The organism is Micromonospora sp. WMMA1976, assembly GCF_027497335.1.
Lineage (GTDB): Bacteria > Actinomycetota > Actinomycetes > Mycobacteriales > Micromonosporaceae > Micromonospora > Micromonospora aurantiaca.
The window spans coordinates 4,693,677-4,711,226 of sequence record NZ_CP114912.1; the positions used below are offsets into that span (position 1 = coordinate 4,693,677).

Below are 17,550 nucleotides of genomic sequence, written 5' to 3' on the forward strand. Positions count from 1 at the left end.
GACCGGTCCGCGCCGGGCCGGCCCGGGCCGCACGAGGATCAACCAGCCGGGTCGCCGCCCACGAACGCGAGGGCGTCGGCCCGGCTCAGGCCGTGACCCCTGGTGTACGCGGCGGCGTACCCGTCCTCACCCAGCTCCGCGCGCAGCCGCTCGGCGAGCCGCTGCGCGTCCGGGTTGGACCGGTCCGGCCGGCCGCGCAGCGAGTCGGAGACGCCGAGCAGTTCCGCCGCCCGCTCGTACCGGCCCTCCGCAGCGGCCAGCGCCACCCAGCCGACAGTGACGATCGCGACCACCGGCATGTCCCGGGCGGCGAGGGCCCGCGTCGTCGCCTCGTCGAGGCACCCGCGCGCGCCCGGCAGGTCATCGCGGGCCAGCGCCAGGTGGCCCATCTCGGCCAGCAGCAGGCCCCGGAACTGCGGGGCGACAAGCGGCGTCTCGGCCTGGCGGCGCATCGCCTCGGCGAGGCACTCCTGCGCCTCGTCCAGCGAGCCGTCGGAGCGGGCGATGCTGCCGAGCATCATCAGCCCGAACGCGCCGTCCCGGCCGTCCCGGTCGGTCACGAACCGGCGCAGTTCGGCCTTGGCGCCGGCCACGTCGCCGGAGCGGGCGCGGATGGCCGCGAGCCAGATCAGCTGGAAGCCCGGCTCGGAGGCCGGGTTGAGCTCCCGGGCCAGCCGAACCGACTCCTCCAGCGCCGCGGTCGCCGCCTCGAAGTCGCCGCGTTTGGTGAGCGCGTCCGCGTACTCGCTGAGCACGTGCGACAGGCTCATCCGCTCGCCCACGGCGCGCAGTTCGGCGGCGGCGTCGGTCAGGTCGCGCAGCATGCCCTCGGCGTCGCCGTCGTTCTCCTTGAACTTGCCGCGCATCCCCAGCAACGTGCCGTCGGTCCACGGGTCGGGGTGCCCGCGCGCCCGGTCGATCGCCGCGATCCCGGCCGCCGTGTCGTCGTCGAAGATCGACAGCATCGGTGCGAGCAGCCCCACGATCGGATGCTTGGTCCCCTCCGCCGCCCGCAGGGCCGTGGTCAGCTCGGCGAGCTGCTCCGGCGGCGGCACCTGCTCGCCGCGTGCCAGCTCGGAACCGATGCGGATGGCGAGCACCACCGCCCGCTCCTCCGCCGGTGCCGGGCCGGGCAGTGCCAGCGCGCGGGCCAGCACGTCACCGCCGATGCCGCCGTCGTCGCCCCAGATCACCAGCGGCAACGCCAGCCCGGCGCCGATGCGCAGCGCGGTGTCGGCGTCACCGGCGTCGCACGCGTAGTGCAGCGCGCCGACGATGTTCTCCCGTTCCGCCTCCAGCAGCCGCAGCCACGGCAGCTGACCGGCCGTGCGCAGGTGCGGCTCCGCGGTCCGGACCAGTTCCCGGAAGTACGCCGCGTGCGCGGCGCGCGCCCCGGCCACTGCCCCGGCGGCGGCGAGCCGTTCCAGCCCGTACTCCCGGATGGTCTCCAGCATCCGGAACCGCCCGTCGCCGACCACCTGGAGCAGCGACTTGTCGACGAGCGCGTCGAGCAGCGCGGCGGCGGCCGGGCCGGCGACGCCGGCCGCCGAGTCGGCGGTGACCGACGCCGGGAAGACCGCGAGCCGTTCGGCGAGCCGCCGCTCGTCGTCGGTGAGCAGCCCCCAGCTCCAGTCCACCACCGCCCGCAGCGTGCGGTGCCGGGGCAGCGCGGTGCGGCTGCCGCCGGTCAGCAGCCGGAACCGATCGTCCAGACCGGCCGCGACCTGCCGCGGCGACAGCGTCCGCAGCCGCGCCGCCGCGAGTTCGATGGCCAGCGGCAGGCCGTCGAGCCGCCGGCAGATCTCCACCACGGCCGCCACGTTCTCGCCGGTCACCGCGAACCCGGGCCGCACGGCGGCGGCCCGGTCACGCAGCAACTGCACCGACGGGTACGCGAGCGCGTCGCCCGGCGTCGCGTCCGCCGGTGGCAGCCGCAACGGGGGTACGGGTTCCAGCACCTCGCCGACGATGCCGAGCGGCTCCCGGGAGGTGGCCAGCACGCGCAGCCCCGAACAGTGGCCGAGCAGGTCCTCGGCGAGCCGGGCGGCGGCCTCGACGACGTGTTCGCAGTTGTCCAGCACGATCAGCGTCTCGTCGGTGGCGATCGTCTCCACCAGGCGGCCGAGCGGGTCGCGGGCCGGCGGGCGTACCGGCTCCAGCGTCCGGTCCCGGCGGCCGAGCGTGTCGAGCACGGCCCGTGGCACGTCCGCCGGGTCGGTGATCGGCGCCAGCTCGACCAGCCAGGCCCCGCCGGGTACGCCGTCGGCGAGCCGGCCCGCCGCCACGCTCGCCAGCCGCGTCTTGCCGGCTCCGCCCGGCCCGAGCAGGGTGACCAGGCGGTTGCCGGCGAGCAGCCCGGTGAGCCGGCGCAGGTCCTCGTCGCGCCCGACGAACGTGGTGAGCGCGGCCCGCAGGTTGCCCCGCGTCACGGCCGTCGGCTGCGGCGGTGCCGCCTCGCCACGCAGCAGCTCCAGGTGCGCGGCCCGCAACTGGGGCGACGGGTCCACGCCCAGCTCGTCGGCGAGCCGCTGCCGGATCCGCTCGTACGCCGCGAGCGCCTCGGCGGGCCGCCCGGCGGCGGCGAGCGTCCGCAGGTGCAGTTCGGCCAGCCGCTCCCGCAGCGGATGCGCGGCGGTCAGCTCCTCCAGTTCGGCGACGAGCAGCTCCGGCCGCCCGGTGCGCAGCTCCGCGTCGATCCGGTCCTCCTGCGCGGTGAGCCGCAGTTCCGCCAGCCGCGCCACCGCTGCCGCCGCGTACGGCGCGTCGGCGACCTCGGCCAGCGCCGGACCCCGCCACAGCGCGAGCGCGTCGCGCAACGTCGTCCGTGCCCCCGTCGCGTCCCCGTCACGAAGCGCCGCCCGCCCCTGCCGGGTCAGCCGCTCGAACCGCCCGGCGTCCACGTCGTCCGGGTCGAGGTCGAGCCGGTAGCCCGCCGGGCTGCTGCGTACCGCGAGCCCGGGCACCGCCCGGCGCAGCCGGGACACGAGCGTCTGCACCGCGTTGGCGGTGTCGGTGGGCGGCTCGTCACCCCAGAGCGCCTCGGCCAGCGCGGGCACGCTCACCGGCCGGCCCGGGTCCAGGGCGAGGCGGATCAGCAGCGCCCGCAGCCGCGCCCCGGCGACGTCGACCGGCCGCTCGCCGTCGCGGACCTCAAGCGGCCCGAGGATCCCCACCCGCACCATGCCACTCTCTCACCCGCCGTCGAACCGATGGTGGCAAGATCGCGGGCGTGACGAGTGTGTCCCGCCCGCTGCCACGGCTCGTGGAGGCGGAGGCGTTCGCTGACGTCCCGGCCGACCGGCTCCTGGCGGTGCTGGAGGTGGTCACGATGGTCCTCACGCTCCCCCACCGCGCCGCCGAGCGGGTGGACGCGCTGGTGGTGGCCACCGGCCAGGGCGAGGACTGGCGTCTCACCGACGCGATCCGCGCCTGGGAGACCAGTCCGGCGCTGCGGCACCTGCTGGTGGCGAACACCGATTCGGCCGAGCGGACGTACCGCCCGCTCACACTGGACCGGTTGCGCGGGCTCGGTCTGCGCCGGACCGACGGGGTCGTGCTCCAGCCCGAGCCGGTCACCGGCACCGGCCGGCAGGCCACCTGGGTCGTGGAGCAGGTACGGGCGCTGGGCGTCGGCAGCGTCGCGCTCGTCGTCTCGCCGTACCACCTGGTCCGGGTCTATCTCACCGTGCTGCGGGCCTGCGACGACGCCGGCCTGCGGATCCCGATGGTTCCGCTGCCAGTGGCCGTCGCACCGGACGCCCCGGTGCCGGAGACCGGCGCGGCCGGGTACGACCTGGTGGCCGGCGAGGTCAGCCGGCTGCTCCGCTATCCCGCCCAGGGGTGGATCGCCACCCCGGAACGGCTGCGCGACTACCTGCGCTGGCTCTGGTCCGAGCACCGCCCTCTGCTCACCGGCGTCTGAAGGTTCACCGCGCGGCTACTCCTGGCCTCAATCGGCGCCGAACACGTCGTCGAGCACAAGCCTTGCCCGGCCCGGCACCTCCTCCTCGGGAAAGATCTCGGCGCACAGATCCAGCACCTGCTCGGCACTCGTCAGCCCGAGGTGATCGATGAGGAAGCGGATGTCTTCGGCATCCCGCCGCCGGGCGCCACCGCCAGGAGCCACATAGGCGCTCGCCTGCTCGTTGAGCCACCAGTGCGGCAGGCCGAGTTCGTCCGCCACCGCTCGGGCCTCGTCGAGAACCACCCCGTGCGGCTGGAAAACGGCGTCGATGTCCCGCGTCGACCGCCGCGCGTCGTAGGCCAAGGCCATCGCCGCGCCGCCGAAGATGTAGAGGTCCGCGATCACCCCCCGCTTCGCGAGCCGGTCGCCCAACCTGCGGAAGCGTTCTCGATCGCGGCGCGATCCAGAAGGGGATCTTCCGGCCTCATGCCACATCCAGCTCATGTGCGGAGACGTAGACGCCCCGGCGACGGAACGCCGCCGGGGCGTGAACGACCGCATCCACTCGAGCAGCTTTGGTGTTGAACGGGAACCAGAACCGCCGCAGCGACCGCGTCTCGACCCACGGCGGCGGGCCGTGCCCGTCCTTCGCGCTCAGGTGCTCGACCAGCGCCGCGAGAAACACGTCCCAATGCTCGTCTCCGGTGGGTGCCGGCTCCCCCTGCAGCAACCGTATGCGGGTCTCGCGCGGCTCCCAGCGGAACTCCTCCAGAAACTCCGCAACCAACCGCCAGCGACGGCTGTCGTCCACCTCGACGAGCAACTCGCCCAGCCGCGCCACAGTCAACGGCTCGTAGCTCGCAGCATGCTTCCCCACCCAGCCGACGCTAGTGCATGGAAGGAACCGCAGTGGACCGGCGCGGCGACCGCGAACTACGCCGCGTTGACGCCAGCGGCCTACGCCTCGGGGATCCGGACCGTGAGCACCCGGGTGAGGACGCGGAAGCCGGCCGCGTCGTACATCCGGCGGGCCGGGTTGCCGTCGACCACCGACAGGCCGACCGACGGCAGTCCTGCCTCGCGCGCGCCGCGCAACGCGTGCACCAGCAACGCCCGGCCGAACCCGCGCCGCTGCGCGCGGGGCGCGACGCCCAGGTTGAGGATCCAGACGCAGTCGTCGTCGGTCCACGGCACCGGCCCGGCGCACAGGACGTGCCCGGCGCTGCGGCCGTCCGGGTCGACCAGCCGTGCCGAGGCGGGCACCAGGGGCGGCACCGGCTCACCGGTGTCGAAGATCGCCCGTACCTCTTCGGTGTCGCTCGGCTGCCAGCGGCCGTCCGGGTGGTCCGGGCCGTACGCCGCGTCCAGCCCAGCGGCGAGGTCGTCGTCCCAGCCGGGGGCGCCGAGCGACCAGCCCTCCGGCAGCGCCACCGGTTCGGGTACGTCGGCCAGGTCGTGCCGCATGTCCGTGGCGGCCCGGTCCAGCGTCAACCCGTCGGCCACCAGGGCCGACGCGAGCGCCTCATCCGGCGTCTCCAGCCGGTGCCCGGCCAGGTCGCGCCGCACCTGCGCGACGAGCCGGGTCAGCGGCGCCTCGGGCAGCGCCCGGACGTCGGCCGCGACCGCCGTGCCGTCGTCGTCCCGCAGCCGCATCCGGGCCAGCGGCGTGTCGTCATCCCCGAGCAGCAGCGAGTCGTGGAGGTGCGGTCGTACCGGCATTCGTGGCAGCGTACCGGGCGCGCCCCGCTCCCGCTCCCCGCCGATCTTGGAGTTGTGGCGCCTCAGATGCCCGCTTCGCGGCTTACGCGAGCTGCCACAACTCCAAGATCGCCGAGCACACCCGCGGCGGGGTGGGGCGGGGCCTAGGGTTGGGGGGTGAGCAGGGTCGATCGGGGCAGCAGGACGATCGCCGCCGATCCGGGGGCGGTGTACGGAGCGCTCGTGGACCGGGCGGCCCTGGAAGCGTGGTTGCCGCCGGACGGGATGCGCGGGCGGATCGAGCGCTGGGATCCGCGGCCGGGCGGCGGGTTCCGGATGGTGCTCACCTACCTCGACCCGGCCGGCAGCCCGGGCAAGACGTCGGACGCCACCGACGTGGTCGACGTCGGGTTCGCCGAACTCGTACCGGCGCGCCGGGTCGTGCAGACGGCCGTGTTCCAGGCCGACGACCCGGCGTACGCGGGCACCATGACCATGACCTGGCACCTCGCGGCCGCAGGCGACGGCACCGATGTGACAGTCGCCGCCACCGGCGTACCGCCCGGCATCGACCAGGCGGTGCACGAGGAGGGCATCGCGTCCTCGCTGGCGCACCTGGCCGCGTACCTCGAGCCGGGCGCCTGACCACGACGGACGCCGGGATTGGCGGCGGCTTTTGCGGGTAGCCGCCGGCGGTGACCGGGCAGCGGGAGGGGCGCGGCGGCCGGCGGGGGTCGTCGCGGCGCGCCGGCCTGGACGCGGAACGGTTCGACGAGGCGTGGGAGCGCGTGAACGAGCGCGGCCGGGCCGCCGGGCGGGACCGGATGCAACAGTTGCGGATCAAGTCCGTACTCGCCGTGCAGGCCGGACTGGCGGCGGCGCTGGCCTGGGCCGCCGCGCGCTGGCTCACCGGCATGCCGAGCCCGATCTTCGCCCCGGCCGCCGCGGTCGCGGTGATCACCTCGTCGTTCGGGCGACGCCTTTCCAACACGGTTGAGCTGCTCGCCGGGGTGACGCTCGGCATCATCGTGTCGGACCTGCTGATCGGCGCCGTCGGCGCCGGCGTGTGGCAGACCGGCGTGATCGTCGCGGCGTCCGTCCTGGTCGCGCTGGCACTGAGTACGCGGGGCGGGATCGTGGGCAACGCCAGCGGTACGGCGGTGCTGCTCGGCGCGCTCTCCTCCTCCCGGCACACGCTGGAGTTCCCCCGCTTCGTCGACGCGCTGATCGGCGGCGGCGTGGGACTGGTGGTGACACTGCTGCTGGTGCCGATCAACCCGCTGCGGGTCGTGCGGCGGGTGGCCGCGCCGACGCTGCGGCAACTCGCCGGCCAGCTCGCCGCGACCGCCGCCGCGCTACGGCGACGCGACCACGACCTGGCCGACCGGGCGCTGAGCCGGTCGCAGGCGATCGGCGCGGACCTGGGCCGGTTCTGGGACGTCTTCGGCGGCGCGAAGGAGACCGTCGACCTCGCCCCGGCGCGGTGGCCGAGGCGGCGTTCCGTCCGGCACTACCAGCTCAGCGCGCCGGACGTGGACCAGGCGGTCTGGAACACCCGCGTGCTGGCCCGGCGGGCCGTCGTGCTGATCGAGGACGGGGAGCCGATACCGGAGAGCCTGCCGGACGCCGTGGAGGCGCTCAGTGCGGCAGTGCACGCCGTACAGGAGGAGGTTCTCGCCGGCCAGGGCCCGGAGGACGCCCGCCGCCACGCGCTGCGTGCGGTGGCGGCGGCGACGCGCGCGGAGCTGGCCGGGACCGGGCTGTCCGGCACGGTGATCGTGGGGCAGGTCCGGACCGCCGCGAGCGACATCCTCCAGGCGACCGGGATGGACCGGGCGGAGGCGCTGCGGCGCATCCGGGAGGTCGCCGCCGCGCAGTCGTGAGCCGGTCAGTCGTCCTCGCGGACGCGGGCGTGCAGATGCATGTCGTGCCGTCCGTCGTGGTGCACTGCAGCGCTGCGCTTGGTGCCCTCCAGCCGGAACCCGGCCTTGATCGCCACCCGGCACGACGCGACGTTGCCGGTCGAGTGGTCCAGCCACAGCCGGTGCAGCCGGCCGTCGCCGAGCGCCCACGCGCTCAGCGCCCGCAGCGCACCGGAGGCCACGCCCGCGCCACGGGCGGCCGGAACCACCCAGTACGCGCACGCGGCCTCGCCGTCGTCGAGGTTGAAGCCGCCCAACGTCATACGGCCCACCACCTCGTCGCCTCGGGTCACCGCCCAGCTCGCGCCCGTCTCCTCCTGCCAGGCACGACGGAAGTGGGCGAACCACCGGAGGACCTGCTCCGGCGACGTGGGCCGGCGGGTGTGCCAGCGGCGGATCTCCGGATCCTGGTAGGCGGCCAGGACGGCGGGCGCGTCCCCGTCCTCCCAGGGGCGCAGGACCAGGCCGTCGGTAGCGAACAGCGTGGGTTGCGGGCCGGTGGTGAGCGTGCCGGCGGGTACGGCGGATGGCGTCGACAGCGGAAAGCTCATGCCCGACTCTCCCCCGCGGACCGCCCCGCGTGTCAATCCGGTTCAGATCGGCAGCAGAGCTGGGCCCGCCACCATCGGCGCGGACCCAGCTCTCGGCACCGATCCGATCGGATCGTGCGCGTCGATCAGCGCCTGACGGGGCTCGGCGACGGGCCGACGGGGTTGTCCGACCGCACGCCCGGCGAAGCCGGTACCGGACTGGCCGGCATGCTCGGGTCCGGGTCAACCGGGACGGGCGACGGTGCGCCCGGGCGAGTCGGGTCCGCGCCGTCCGGCATCCGCCGGCCGTCCGGGCCGACAGGGACGGGCGACGCCAGGCCCGGCGGGGGCGGAACCGGCTCGGTGCGGTCCGGCTGCGGGGCGCTCGTGCCCGGCTGCGGCGAAATCACCGGGTCGTCGTCCCGGCTGGCGTAGGCGAACGGCGCCCCGATCACCAGCACCGCCAGGACGCCCGCCGCACCTGCCGCCACCGTGTTGCGTCGACGGTTACGCACCCGCCGTTCCGCCCTGGTCAATGAGTCCTGCACAGTCGGTGCCTCCTCGGCGATGTCGGTGAGGGTGGCGCGGAGCAGACCTTCGAACGGATCACTCATCGCCGCATCTCCAGAAGCTCGCTGTCCGGCAGGATCTGACGCAGTCGGCTGACCGCCCGGTGGGTCCGGCTGCGCACCGTCCCGACCGAGCAGCCGAGCAGTTCGGCGACCCGGGCCTCCGGCAGGTCCTCGTAGTAGCGCAGGACCACGACGGTGCGCTGCGCCGGCGGCAACTGCCACAGCGCCGTCCGCAACGCCAGCCGCAGATCCGTACCGCCGGCCGGGTCGGCCACCACCGGCTCGTGCAGCCCGACCGGTGACTCCCGGCGACGACGCAACCGCCGCCACCAGCTCACCTGCTCCCGGTACATGACGGCACGGAGGTAGCCCTCCGGGTCGGCGTGCCGGATGCTCCGCCACTTCGGGATGACCTTCGACAGCGCCGACTGGAACAGATCCTCGGCACTGCTGCGGTCACCGGTGAGCAGGTAGGCGACCCGTATCAGCGCCGGCGCACGGCTCGCCACGAACTCGGCCAGCACCGCCCGTTCGTCCTCGTCCACCGCACCACCCTCGTTTTCTCGTTCACCAGTGACAGACGCCGGAGGGCACCGCCGCTATCCCGGGATCGGCGAGAATGCGGTGCGGCGGTTCCGCCTACACTGCGCCGCGTGGACCAGGCCGCACCGCACACCGTCACCTCGATCGCGTACGACCTGCGCGCGCTCGGCATCGTCCCGGGTGACGTTCTGCTGCTGCACTCGTCGTACCGGAGTCTCGGGTTCGTCGCCGGCGGCACCGAGGCGGTGGTGCTGGCGCTGCTGGCGGCGCTCGGGCCGGAGGGCACCCTCGTCGTGCCGACACACACCCCGGACAACACGGACCCGGCCGGGTGGCGGCATCCGCCCGTACCGGAGGCGTGGTGGCCCGTCATCCGCGAGCACACCCCCGGCTTCGACCCCGCGCGCACGCCGAGCCGGTGGATGGGCGCCGTCGCCGAGACGGTACGCACCTGGCCCGGCGCCCGCCGCAGCGACCATCCGCAGGTGTCCTTCGCCGCGCTCGGCGCGCACGCCGCCGACATCGTGGCGGGGCACCGCCTCGACGACGCGCTGGGCGAGCACTCCCCGCTCGGTGCGGTGTACCGGCTCGACGGCAGGGTGCTGCTGCTCGGCTGCGACCACAGCTCCAACACCTCGCTGCACCTGGCGGAGTGGCGGCAGGCGTCACCGCCGCGGGCGATGACGGGCTCGGCGGTACGGCTGCCGGACGGCACGAGCCGGTGGACCACGTGGACAGACGTCGTCACCGACGAGGACGATTTCGACCGGCTGGGCGCCGACTTCGAGGCGACAGACGGCGCGACGATCGGCCGGGTGGGCACCGCGACGGCCCGGCTGATGTCCCAGCGCACCCTGGTCGACTTCGCCACCGCCTGGATGGCCACGAACCGCGGGCGCTGACCGCCCGCCGCGCGGGTTCTTCGGCGATCTTGGAGTTGTGGCGCCTCGGATGTCCCGCACGCGGCTTTTACGAGGTGCCACAACTCCAAGATCGATGCGGACGAGGGCACCGGGTACGACGGGCCGCGCGTTCAGTCCGGCGGTTTGGGGGCGAAGGGGTTACGGCGGGGCTGGCGTAGTTCCCACTCCGCCGGGCACAGGTGGGTCCACGCGGCTCCCGTCACCGATCGCCGGTCGGGCAGCTCGTCGCCCCAGGCCGGCAGGTGGTTCTCGACCTGCCGGACGTAGCGCTCGTAGACGACAAGCTCGCGGTACTCCGGATCGTGCCGCCACAGCGCGTACGGCTGTTCGCGCAACCAGTCGCACGCCGCGTCGCCCTCGGCGACCAGATCCGCGGTCGGCGGCAACACCGCCAGCGGCCTGTCGTTCTGCCGGTCGCCGTACTGCTTCAGGTGCGCCAGGTATCCGTCCTCGTTCCGAGGGTGGGTCACGTGGACGCCGACGACGGTCACCGGCACGGCGAGCAGCGCGGTCGCGGCCAGTGCCGACACCACCCACAGGCGTCTGTTCACGCGGCAACCATAGGCCGCGGTGCATCTGTCCGTCGCCCCCTCGCAGCGGCGGACCCCGCCTACGATCCTGCGCATGAACTCGCCGCGCCTGCGCCTCCTCAGCTGCCTCGCCGTGCCGTTGCTGGCTGCCTGCGGCGCCGAACCGCCGAGATGGTGCCGCCGCCGGCATACACCTGCTGTACGGACCTGGACGTCGACAAGCCCTACCACCCGGGCCAGACCCTGACCGTGCAGTGGACGGTCGAGCCGGGCTCCACCTCGTCGCAGGTCGAGTTGACCGCGCAGCTCGCGGGCCCGTACGGCACGGTGGACGACCTGAAGGCCGCTTCGGCGGTGCCCGGGCTGGTCACCTTTACGGCGACACCGGTCCGGCCGGCGGCCGGTTCCGGCGAGCGTCCCGTCAGCACGATCGTGATCGGTCCCCCGATGCCAAGCCGGGCTTCTACGACCTGGTCACCTCAGTGGTCGGCGACGGCAACGCGCGACGCCGACGCGTGCAGGTTCTCCATCCGGCTAGCATGCCGACGCGAGTTGCGATCGGGAAGACAGGCGACGGCCGTCAGCGAAGACCATCTATCATCTGCCGGTGCTTCGCATACACCCCGCGTTTCTCGCCGTCGCCGTGGTCCTCGCCGCGTCAGGCTGCCAGGGCGACAGCCCCGCGCCGGAGCCCTCGTCGGGTGGCACCACGGCCCCCGCCTCGCATCCCGCCCTGGAGGGCGTCGCCCTGGCCGCCTGGGTGTGCGAGCAGATCAACGAGGTGGTGAAGAACGGCACCCACGGCGAACCGGCGACGATGCGCCCGATCGCCGAAGCGGCAAAGCGGTCCGGCGTCGATGGTTTCGACTTCAAGGGTTCGGTGCTCCTGAAGAAGGCCGACAAGGTCGAAGCGACGAGGGCGCACGATCCCTCAGTGGTCCTGGAGCTTCAGAGCAACGCTCTCGACCTCAGATGGACATGCAGAGGGGCGGTTCAGCGGCCCGGCTGGCCGAGTTCCACTCGCACCCCAGCCGAATGACCGGGACGGACGGCCTACTGCTACAGCGAAGAAGTGATTGCCCCGGGCGGCCGGCCCAGCCGGTTGATGGTCGCCACTGCGTCCGCCATGTATCGTCACGCTCCCGCAAGATCGCGAGATGGGACACGACGTGACGGTACGACGGTTCGGGCTCTGTGCGGCGGTCGCTGCGATGCTGCTCACCGCCTCGGCGTGTGGCCGCGCCGACGAGATGCCGGGCACGCCCACCGCCGTGGCGGCGAGCGCTTCCACGGAGTCACCCAGCGCTGCGGAGTCGCCCATCCCCACGCCCACGATGGCGACGGCCACACCGACCCGTGCACCCGAGACCTCGCCGCCCCCCCGGTCCTCGGGCACCCCGCGATCCTCGACGGCCCCCGCAGCTCCGACCACTACCAAGAAGGCCACGCAAGTGGCCACCGCCGGCAACAACAAGGCGGCCTGCACCGCCGTCAAGGGTCCGTTGGAGAAGGCCATCGCCGGCCTGATCATCCTGGTCGGGGTCGCCTCCAGCTCGACAGTGGAGGCCGAGCTCGTCAACGCCCGGGCAGAGGCGTCCACCCGATTGGTCAACCTCGAGGCGGTGGCGAACCGGGTGGCCGGCGAGCAGACCGACCGTACGCTGCGGAGCAAATTCAGGTCGCTCGCCGTGGCCGCAGGCCTGAAGGGCGTCGAAGTCCGCTCGATCAAGCCCAAGCTCGAACATGCGGAAGCGATCGTGAAGGTGGCGAGCGACACGGGCGACCTGGAGAGCGCGGTCGACAAGCTCGAGCCGGACTGCGGCAGGTACTGGTAGCTCGGCTGAGCCCACAGAACTCATCGTATTTATCTAGGGTGATGCGATGGCCGCCAAGCCCGTGACGACGGTACTGTTCGACTTCGCCTGGACTCTGTTCGCCAGGGACTCGGAACGCTGGGTGGGCAACGCGGCGGCATCGATCGGCCGGACATTGGCTGTCGGCGAGGAACACCGCATTGCCGGCGACTTCGCGGAACTGTTGCGGAAGACGGCCACGGATCCGGCCCACATCGCCCGGGATCTGGATCCGCGAGTCTGGGATCGGGCGATCCTCACCGTGTTGGAGCAGATTCCTGGGGTGGACCGGGCGCTGGCATCGGTCATGCACGAAACACACGCCGAAGCGATCGAGCCGTACGCCGACACCGTCGCCACCCTGTCCGCACTGCGTGACAGCGGTGTTCGCATCGGCGTCGTCAGCAACGTCGGCTGGGACATCCGCAAATGCTTCGCGCGGCACGGACTCGACGGCCATGTCGATGCGTTCGTCCTGTCGTACGAGGTCGGCTTCGTCAAACCGGACCCTCGGATCTGGGGCGTCGCCCTCGAAGCCCTCCATGCCGTACCGGGCCAGACCCTGATGGTCGGTGATCATCCCACCGGCGACGGCGGATCGGTTGCCGCCGGCATACCGGCGCTGATCCTGCCAATGGTGGAGTCACCGACGCAGAAACGCGGCTTCGAACACGTGCTCAGGCTTGCCCAGGTTGCGTCCTGACAGGTCTGTCGCCGGCACTCAGGGGAAACTTCTTGCGAAGTTGGTCCCTCGGCAGAGACCTTCGTGTGACGCGTCGCTCGTGCAGCCGGTGAGAAGCGTCGCGAGGGCTACCTGTCCCTTCATCTGCGAAATCAGGGGCGCGGCCGCCCAGCCGGCCGTCTCTGATGCCGCTACCAGATGATGATGCCGCCGCGTACCGCCTTGGCGCGCTCCACAGCGTGCTGCATGTTGGTCAGGTAATGGAGGATGCGATCCGCGTCGTATCCAGTCGCGGCGGACAGTTGCTCGACGTTCTCCGCCAGGAGTACGCACTCCTGCTCGAAGGCGTCGAGCCGGCCGGGCGGGACCTGGAGATTCCCACGGTTCTCGACCGTGATGTCAGCGAGTTGCGGCAGGATCATCGCGCCGAGACGCCGAGCGGCTGCGGAACCCCACAGCTCATGGCGGAAGCTCTCAGCTCCCACTCCAGTGCTGGTGCCCGGCGGATCCGCGACGACGTTCCGGCCGGCGTAGGCGTCGTCGTCCGGTATCCACACCGCGATGTCGAGGCTCATCCCACACTCCCGCCCTGTCGCGAATCATGGCGATCGTAAGCAACGACCGAATGCACCGATCCACCGTGATCACTGTGGTGTGGCAGATCAGTTGGCGAACTTGCGAGGTGAACGGGCGGGCGGTGTTCGGCACGTACGTCGGCAGCAGCACTGACCAGGGAAAACAGGTGGTGGGGCGGGCGGGGTTCGAACCCGCGACCGAGGGATTATGAGTCCCCTGCTCTAACCGGCTGAGCTACCGCCCCGTGACCGCGCCGGATCGTAACCCGCCGATCGCTGCGCGGACCACCACCTACCGGGCGGAAACACGGCCGCGACAGCACGATGGGCAACGCGAGGATAACAACGCGCTACCCGTCGGCGGCTCACCCGCGCCGCAAGTCCGCGAGGACCGCGCCGACCGTACGCCACCCGCTGGCGAGCGCCCCCTGGATGGACGGGCTGTCGCGGTGGTCGCCTGCCACGTACAGGCCGTCGCCGAGCGCCACCGGCTTGCGCAGCCGGCCCTGTGGTGGCGGTGCGGCCGGGAGCGCCTCCGGCACGGCGACTGTGGTGAGGTGGGTCCAGTCGGCGGTGGAGCGGCCGTAGAGGCGGTCCAGTTCGCGCCGGATCACCGGTTCGGGCGGGGCCTGCGGGCCGACCACCGAGGTGGCGACCAGGTGCTGGCCGTCGGGGGCATAGGTGGGCGCGGCCCGGCTCACCACCACCGTGTTGGCGATCATTTCCCGCCGGTCGCCGTCGAGCAGCAGGATCGGCTCGTCCAGCGGTGCCGTGCCGGTGCGGTGGTAGTAGGTGGTGTAGGCGTGCATGCGTACCCTCGGCAGCCCTGGCAGCAGCGTGGCCGCCGCGGGCGGGTCGGCGGCGACCACGACGGCGCGGCAGGTGATCTCGCCGGACGGGGTGCGGACCCGGCCGGGTGCGACCTCGGTGACCGGGGTGTTCAGCTCGATCAGCTCGGCGGGCAGCGGCGCGGCGAGCGCCGTCGGCAGCGCCGCCATGCCGTTCGCGGGCAGGCCGATCCGGCCCCGGGCGAAGGAGCGCATGATGACCGCGAGGACGTGGCTGGAGGTGGCCAGCTCGCGGTCGAGCAGCACGCCGGACAGGAACGGCCGGAGCAGTTCCTCGATGATCCCGTCGGAGAGCCCGGCCCGGCGCAGCGCCGTCTCGGCGCTGGTCTCGGGTGTGCCGAGCAGCCGCCCGACCGGCACCGTGGCGTAGCCGGCGGCGAGCGCGGCGAACCGCAACCGGTCGGTCAGTGAGCCGATGCCGGCGGTGAGCGTGCCGGGCGCGCCGGTCGGTTCGCGCAGCGGGTTGACCAGGCGTTCCAGCCGGTCGCCACGGCGTACCAGCACGCCGGGCGTGAACCAGCCCATCCCGAGCGCGCCGACGTCGACCAGGCCGGTGAGTCGCGGGTACGCGGCGTTGAGCACCTGAAAGCCCCGGTCCAGCAGGAACCCGTCGACCCGGTCGGTGGCGACCCGCCCGCCGAGCCGGTCGCCCGCCTCCAACAGCCGCCACGGCACGCCGGCGCGGTGCAGCCGCCGGGCGGCGGCGAGACCGGCCAGGCCGCCGCCGACGACCACCACGTCCGTGTCAGGCACGGTCCACCCCCGCCCCGGCTCGGTCGCCCTCGGGGTGCGACCGCGACAACCGGCCCGGCCACCAGACCTTCGGCCCGATGTCGTACGCGAGCGCGGGCACCAGCAGCGAGCGGACCACGATGGTGTCCAGCAGGACGCCGACGGCTACCGCCACGCCCAGCTCGACGAGCACCACGAGCGGCAGCACGGCGAGCGCGGAGAACGTGGCGGCGAGCACGATGCCGGCGGAGGTGATGACGCCGCCGGTGACGGCCAGTCCGGCGAGCACACCGGCGCGGGTGCCGCGGCGGACCGACTCCTCGCGGACCCGGCTCATCAGGAAGATGTTGTAGTCGATGCCGAGCGCGACCAGGAAGACGAACGCGAACAGCGGGAAGGACTGGTCGACGCCGGGGAAGTCGAAGACGTACCGGAACAGCAGCGCGCACAGGCCCAGCGTGGCCAGGAACGACAGCACCACTGTGGCGATCAGCAACACCGGTGCGACGAGGGCGCGCAGCAGCAGGGCCAGGATGACCGCGATGACGAGCAGCACCACCGGGATGATGACGTCGCGGTCGCGTACCGAGGCGTCGGCGGTGTCCACGTTGATCGCGGTGAAGCCGCCGACCACGGCGTCGGCTCCGGGTACCCGGTGCACCGCTTCGCGCAGGTCGCGGATGGTGCGTTCGGCGCCGTTGCTGTCCGGCGGGTCGGCGAGCGTGACGTTGAGCTGCACCCGCCCGTCGACCACCTTCGGGGGCGCGTCCGGGTCGGGCGGCGCGTTCTCGCCCCGCTCGCCGAGCGGCAGCACCGAGGCGACGCCAGGTACGCCCTGCGCCACCTGGGCGACCTGCCGCGCGGTGTCCTGGGTGGTGAAGATGGTGGCGGGGCTGCCGGTGCCGGCCGGGAAGTGCCTGTCGATGACCTCCTGCCCGGCCACCGAGTCGGTGCGCTGGGTGAACAGCTGGGACTGGCCGAGCGTGGTGGCGCCGAGCTGGGTCAGCCCGATCGCGAGGGCGGCGAGCACCACGGCGGTGACCACCCACACGGTACGCGCGCGGCGCGCCACGAAGCCGGCGATCCGCGCCCAGATGCCGTGTTCGGCGCGCGGGTCGGCCTGGTCGTACCGGGGTCGCCGGGGCCAGAACGCCCAGCGGCCGCCGAGGACCAGCAGCGCGGGCAGGAAGGTGAGCATCACCAGCAGCGTGGCGGCGATGCCGACGGCGCTGACCGGGCCGAGCGCGCGGTTGGAGTTGAGGCTGGACAGCAGCAGGCAGAGCAGGCTGACGATGACTGTGGCGCCGGAGGCGACGATGGCCGGGGCGGCGCCCTTCCAGGCGGTCCGCATCGCGTCCCAGGGGCGCTCGTGCCGGTGCAGTTCCTCCCGGTAGCGGGCGATGAGCAGCAGCGCGTAGTCGGTGCCGGCGCCGAAGACGAGCACGGTGAGGATGCCCTGTGCCTGCCCGTTGAGCTTGACGATGTCGTGGTCGGCGAGCAGGTAGACGAAGACGGCGGCGAGCGAGTACGACATCCCGGCAGCCAGCAGCGGGAAGATCCAGAGGACCGGGCTGCGGTAGACGACGAGCAGGATGACCAGCACCACTGTCAGCGTGACCAGCAGCAGCGGCCCGTCGATCGCACTGAACACCTCGATCAGGTCGCCGAGCAGCCCGGCGGGTCCGGCCACGTCGACGGTGAGCCCGTCGCGGTCCGGGCCGGCGATGTCACGCAGGCGTTCCACCACGGACCGGATCTGTTCGCCCTCGGCGCTGTCGATCGGCACGATCACCTGGGCGGCCTGCTCGTCCTGGCTGACGACCGGTGGCGGCAGCGGGCCGACCACGCCCGGCACCTCGGCGAAGCGGGCCGCGTCGGCCTGGATGCGCTGCTGGTCGGCGGGGGTGAGACCGCCGGGTCGTTCGTAGACCACGAGGGCCGGGGTGGTTTCCCGGTCGACGAATCCGCCGGCCAGGTCCTGCGCCCGGGTGGCCTCGGCGTCGGCCGGCAGGAAGGAGGCGTTGTCGTTCGTGGAGACCTCGCCGAGCTTGCCGGAGTACGGACCGGCGATGCCGCCGACGATCAGCCAGCCCAGCACCACCGCCACCGCGATCAGCGTCGCGGTCCAGCGGCTGCGTCCTGCGGCCATCTCCACCGTCCTCGAATCGACGCATCAATCGACGCAGCGGGAGTCTAAGTCGACGCCGACCATCCTGCCGGGCGAACGAGGCCTCGCGG

Annotated in this window: 18 protein-coding genes and 1 tRNA gene; 7 read left to right on the top strand and 12 right to left on the bottom strand. The window is 73.1% G+C overall.

What is annotated here, in order from left to right:
• Nucleotides 1-38: 38 nt before the first annotated feature.
• Nucleotides 39-3,182, bottom strand: coding sequence for a BTAD domain-containing putative transcriptional regulator (locus O7546_RS21475; protein WP_281599989.1), 3,144 nt, complete (start codon nt 3,180-3,182; stop codon nt 39-41).
• Between the two features lie 56 nt (nt 3,183-3,238).
• Between O7546_RS21475 and O7546_RS21480 the strand changes: the two genes are divergently transcribed.
• Nucleotides 3,239-3,922, top strand: coding sequence for a hypothetical protein (locus tag O7546_RS21480; RefSeq protein ID WP_194802394.1), 684 nt, complete (start codon nt 3,239-3,241; stop codon nt 3,920-3,922).
• Nucleotides 3,923-3,949: 27 nt separating this feature from the next.
• Here the strand turns inward: O7546_RS21480 and O7546_RS21485 are convergent, their stop codons facing one another.
• The 3 genes from O7546_RS21485 to O7546_RS21495 all read right to left on the bottom strand — a co-directional run bounded on the left by O7546_RS21485 (nt 3,950) and on the right by O7546_RS21495 (nt 5,623).
• Nucleotides 3,950-4,336: a DUF6036 family nucleotidyltransferase gene (locus tag O7546_RS21485; protein ID WP_269697448.1), complete on the bottom strand. Its 387-nt coding sequence runs from the start codon at nt 4,334-4,336 to the stop codon at nt 3,950-3,952.
• A gap of 52 nt (nt 4,337-4,388) precedes the next feature.
• Nucleotides 4,389-4,781: a hypothetical protein gene (locus O7546_RS21490; RefSeq protein WP_194802274.1), complete on the bottom strand. Its 393-nt coding sequence runs from the start codon at nt 4,779-4,781 to the stop codon at nt 4,389-4,391.
• Nucleotides 4,782-4,861: 80 nt separating this feature from the next.
• On the bottom strand, nt 4,862-5,623 hold the full coding sequence (locus O7546_RS21495; RefSeq protein WP_194802275.1) for a GNAT family N-acetyltransferase: 762 nt from the start codon (nt 5,621-5,623) through the stop codon (nt 4,862-4,864).
• Between the two features lie 156 nt (nt 5,624-5,779).
• Here O7546_RS21495 and O7546_RS21500 point away from each other — a divergent pair, with 156 nt between their 5' ends.
• Nucleotides 5,780-6,247 carry an SRPBCC family protein gene (locus O7546_RS21500; RefSeq protein WP_194802276.1) on the top strand — a complete coding sequence of 156 codons (468 nt, stop codon included), beginning with the start codon at nt 5,780-5,782 and terminating at the stop codon, nt 6,245-6,247.
• A 50-nt stretch (nt 6,248-6,297) separates the two neighbouring features.
• Nucleotides 6,298-7,485, top strand: a complete 1,188-nt coding sequence (locus O7546_RS21505) for an FUSC family protein (RefSeq protein WP_194802277.1) — start codon at nt 6,298-6,300, stop codon at nt 7,483-7,485.
• A gap of 5 nt (nt 7,486-7,490) precedes the next feature.
• Here O7546_RS21505 and O7546_RS21510 read toward each other — a convergent pair whose 3' ends face one another.
• The 3 genes from O7546_RS21510 to O7546_RS21520 all read right to left on the bottom strand — a co-directional run bounded on the left by O7546_RS21510 (nt 7,491) and on the right by O7546_RS21520 (nt 9,171).
• Nucleotides 7,491-8,075: a GNAT family N-acetyltransferase gene (locus O7546_RS21510; RefSeq protein WP_194802278.1), complete on the bottom strand. Its 585-nt coding sequence runs from the start codon at nt 8,073-8,075 to the stop codon at nt 7,491-7,493.
• Between the two features lie 125 nt (nt 8,076-8,200).
• Nucleotides 8,201-8,668, bottom strand: coding sequence for a hypothetical protein (locus tag O7546_RS21515; RefSeq protein ID WP_269697451.1), 468 nt, complete (start codon nt 8,666-8,668; stop codon nt 8,201-8,203).
• Nucleotides 8,665-9,171: a SigE family RNA polymerase sigma factor gene (locus O7546_RS21520; protein WP_194802279.1), complete on the bottom strand. Its 507-nt coding sequence runs from the start codon at nt 9,169-9,171 to the stop codon at nt 8,665-8,667. Before O7546_RS21520 ends, O7546_RS21515 begins: the two co-directional genes overlap by 4 nt.
• A gap of 108 nt (nt 9,172-9,279) precedes the next feature.
• Here O7546_RS21520 and O7546_RS21525 point away from each other — a divergent pair, with 108 nt between their 5' ends.
• Nucleotides 9,280-10,071: an AAC(3) family N-acetyltransferase gene (locus O7546_RS21525; protein WP_194802280.1), complete on the top strand. Its 792-nt coding sequence runs from the start codon at nt 9,280-9,282 to the stop codon at nt 10,069-10,071.
• Between the two features lie 131 nt (nt 10,072-10,202).
• On the opposite strand, the gene O7546_RS21530 is transcribed toward O7546_RS21525, so the two are convergent.
• Nucleotides 10,203-10,643 carry a hypothetical protein gene (locus tag O7546_RS21530; RefSeq protein ID WP_269697452.1) on the bottom strand — a complete coding sequence of 147 codons (441 nt, stop codon included), beginning with the start codon at nt 10,641-10,643 and terminating at the stop codon, nt 10,203-10,205.
• Nucleotides 10,644-11,229: 586 nt separating this feature from the next.
• Between O7546_RS21530 and O7546_RS21535 the strand changes: the two genes are divergently transcribed.
• The 3 genes from O7546_RS21535 to O7546_RS21545 all read left to right on the top strand — a co-directional run bounded on the left by O7546_RS21535 (nt 11,230) and on the right by O7546_RS21545 (nt 13,178).
• A complete protein-coding gene (locus O7546_RS21535; RefSeq protein ID WP_194802282.1) occupies nt 11,230-11,661 on the top strand; it encodes a hypothetical protein in 432 nt (143 codons plus the stop codon).
• A gap of 118 nt (nt 11,662-11,779) precedes the next feature.
• Complete coding sequence (locus O7546_RS21540) at nt 11,780-12,457, top strand: hypothetical protein (RefSeq protein ID WP_194802283.1); 678 nt, start codon at nt 11,780-11,782, stop codon at nt 12,455-12,457.
• Nucleotides 12,458-12,503: 46 nt separating this feature from the next.
• The gene (locus tag O7546_RS21545; protein WP_194802284.1) at nt 12,504-13,178 is read left to right on the top strand and encodes an HAD family hydrolase; all 675 of its coding nucleotides are present in this window, start codon (nt 12,504-12,506) and stop codon (nt 13,176-13,178) included.
• A 170-nt stretch (nt 13,179-13,348) separates the two neighbouring features.
• Here the strand turns inward: O7546_RS21545 and O7546_RS21550 are convergent, their stop codons facing one another.
• The 4 genes from O7546_RS21550 to O7546_RS21565 form a co-directional block, all read right to left on the bottom strand.
• On the bottom strand, nt 13,349-13,732 hold the full coding sequence (locus O7546_RS21550; RefSeq protein ID WP_269697454.1) for a hypothetical protein: 384 nt from the start codon (nt 13,730-13,732) through the stop codon (nt 13,349-13,351).
• Between the two features lie 168 nt (nt 13,733-13,900).
• A tRNA-Ile gene (locus tag O7546_RS21555) sits at nt 13,901-13,977 on the bottom strand.
• A gap of 120 nt (nt 13,978-14,097) precedes the next feature.
• Entirely contained in the window at nt 14,098-15,333 is a 1,236-nt protein-coding gene (locus tag O7546_RS21560) for an FAD-dependent oxidoreductase (protein ID WP_281599990.1), read from the bottom strand.
• Entirely contained in the window at nt 15,326-17,461 is a 2,136-nt protein-coding gene (locus O7546_RS21565; protein WP_281599991.1) for an MMPL family transporter, read from the bottom strand. Before O7546_RS21565 ends, O7546_RS21560 begins: the two co-directional genes overlap by 8 nt.
• Nucleotides 17,462-17,550: the final 89 nt, after the last annotated feature.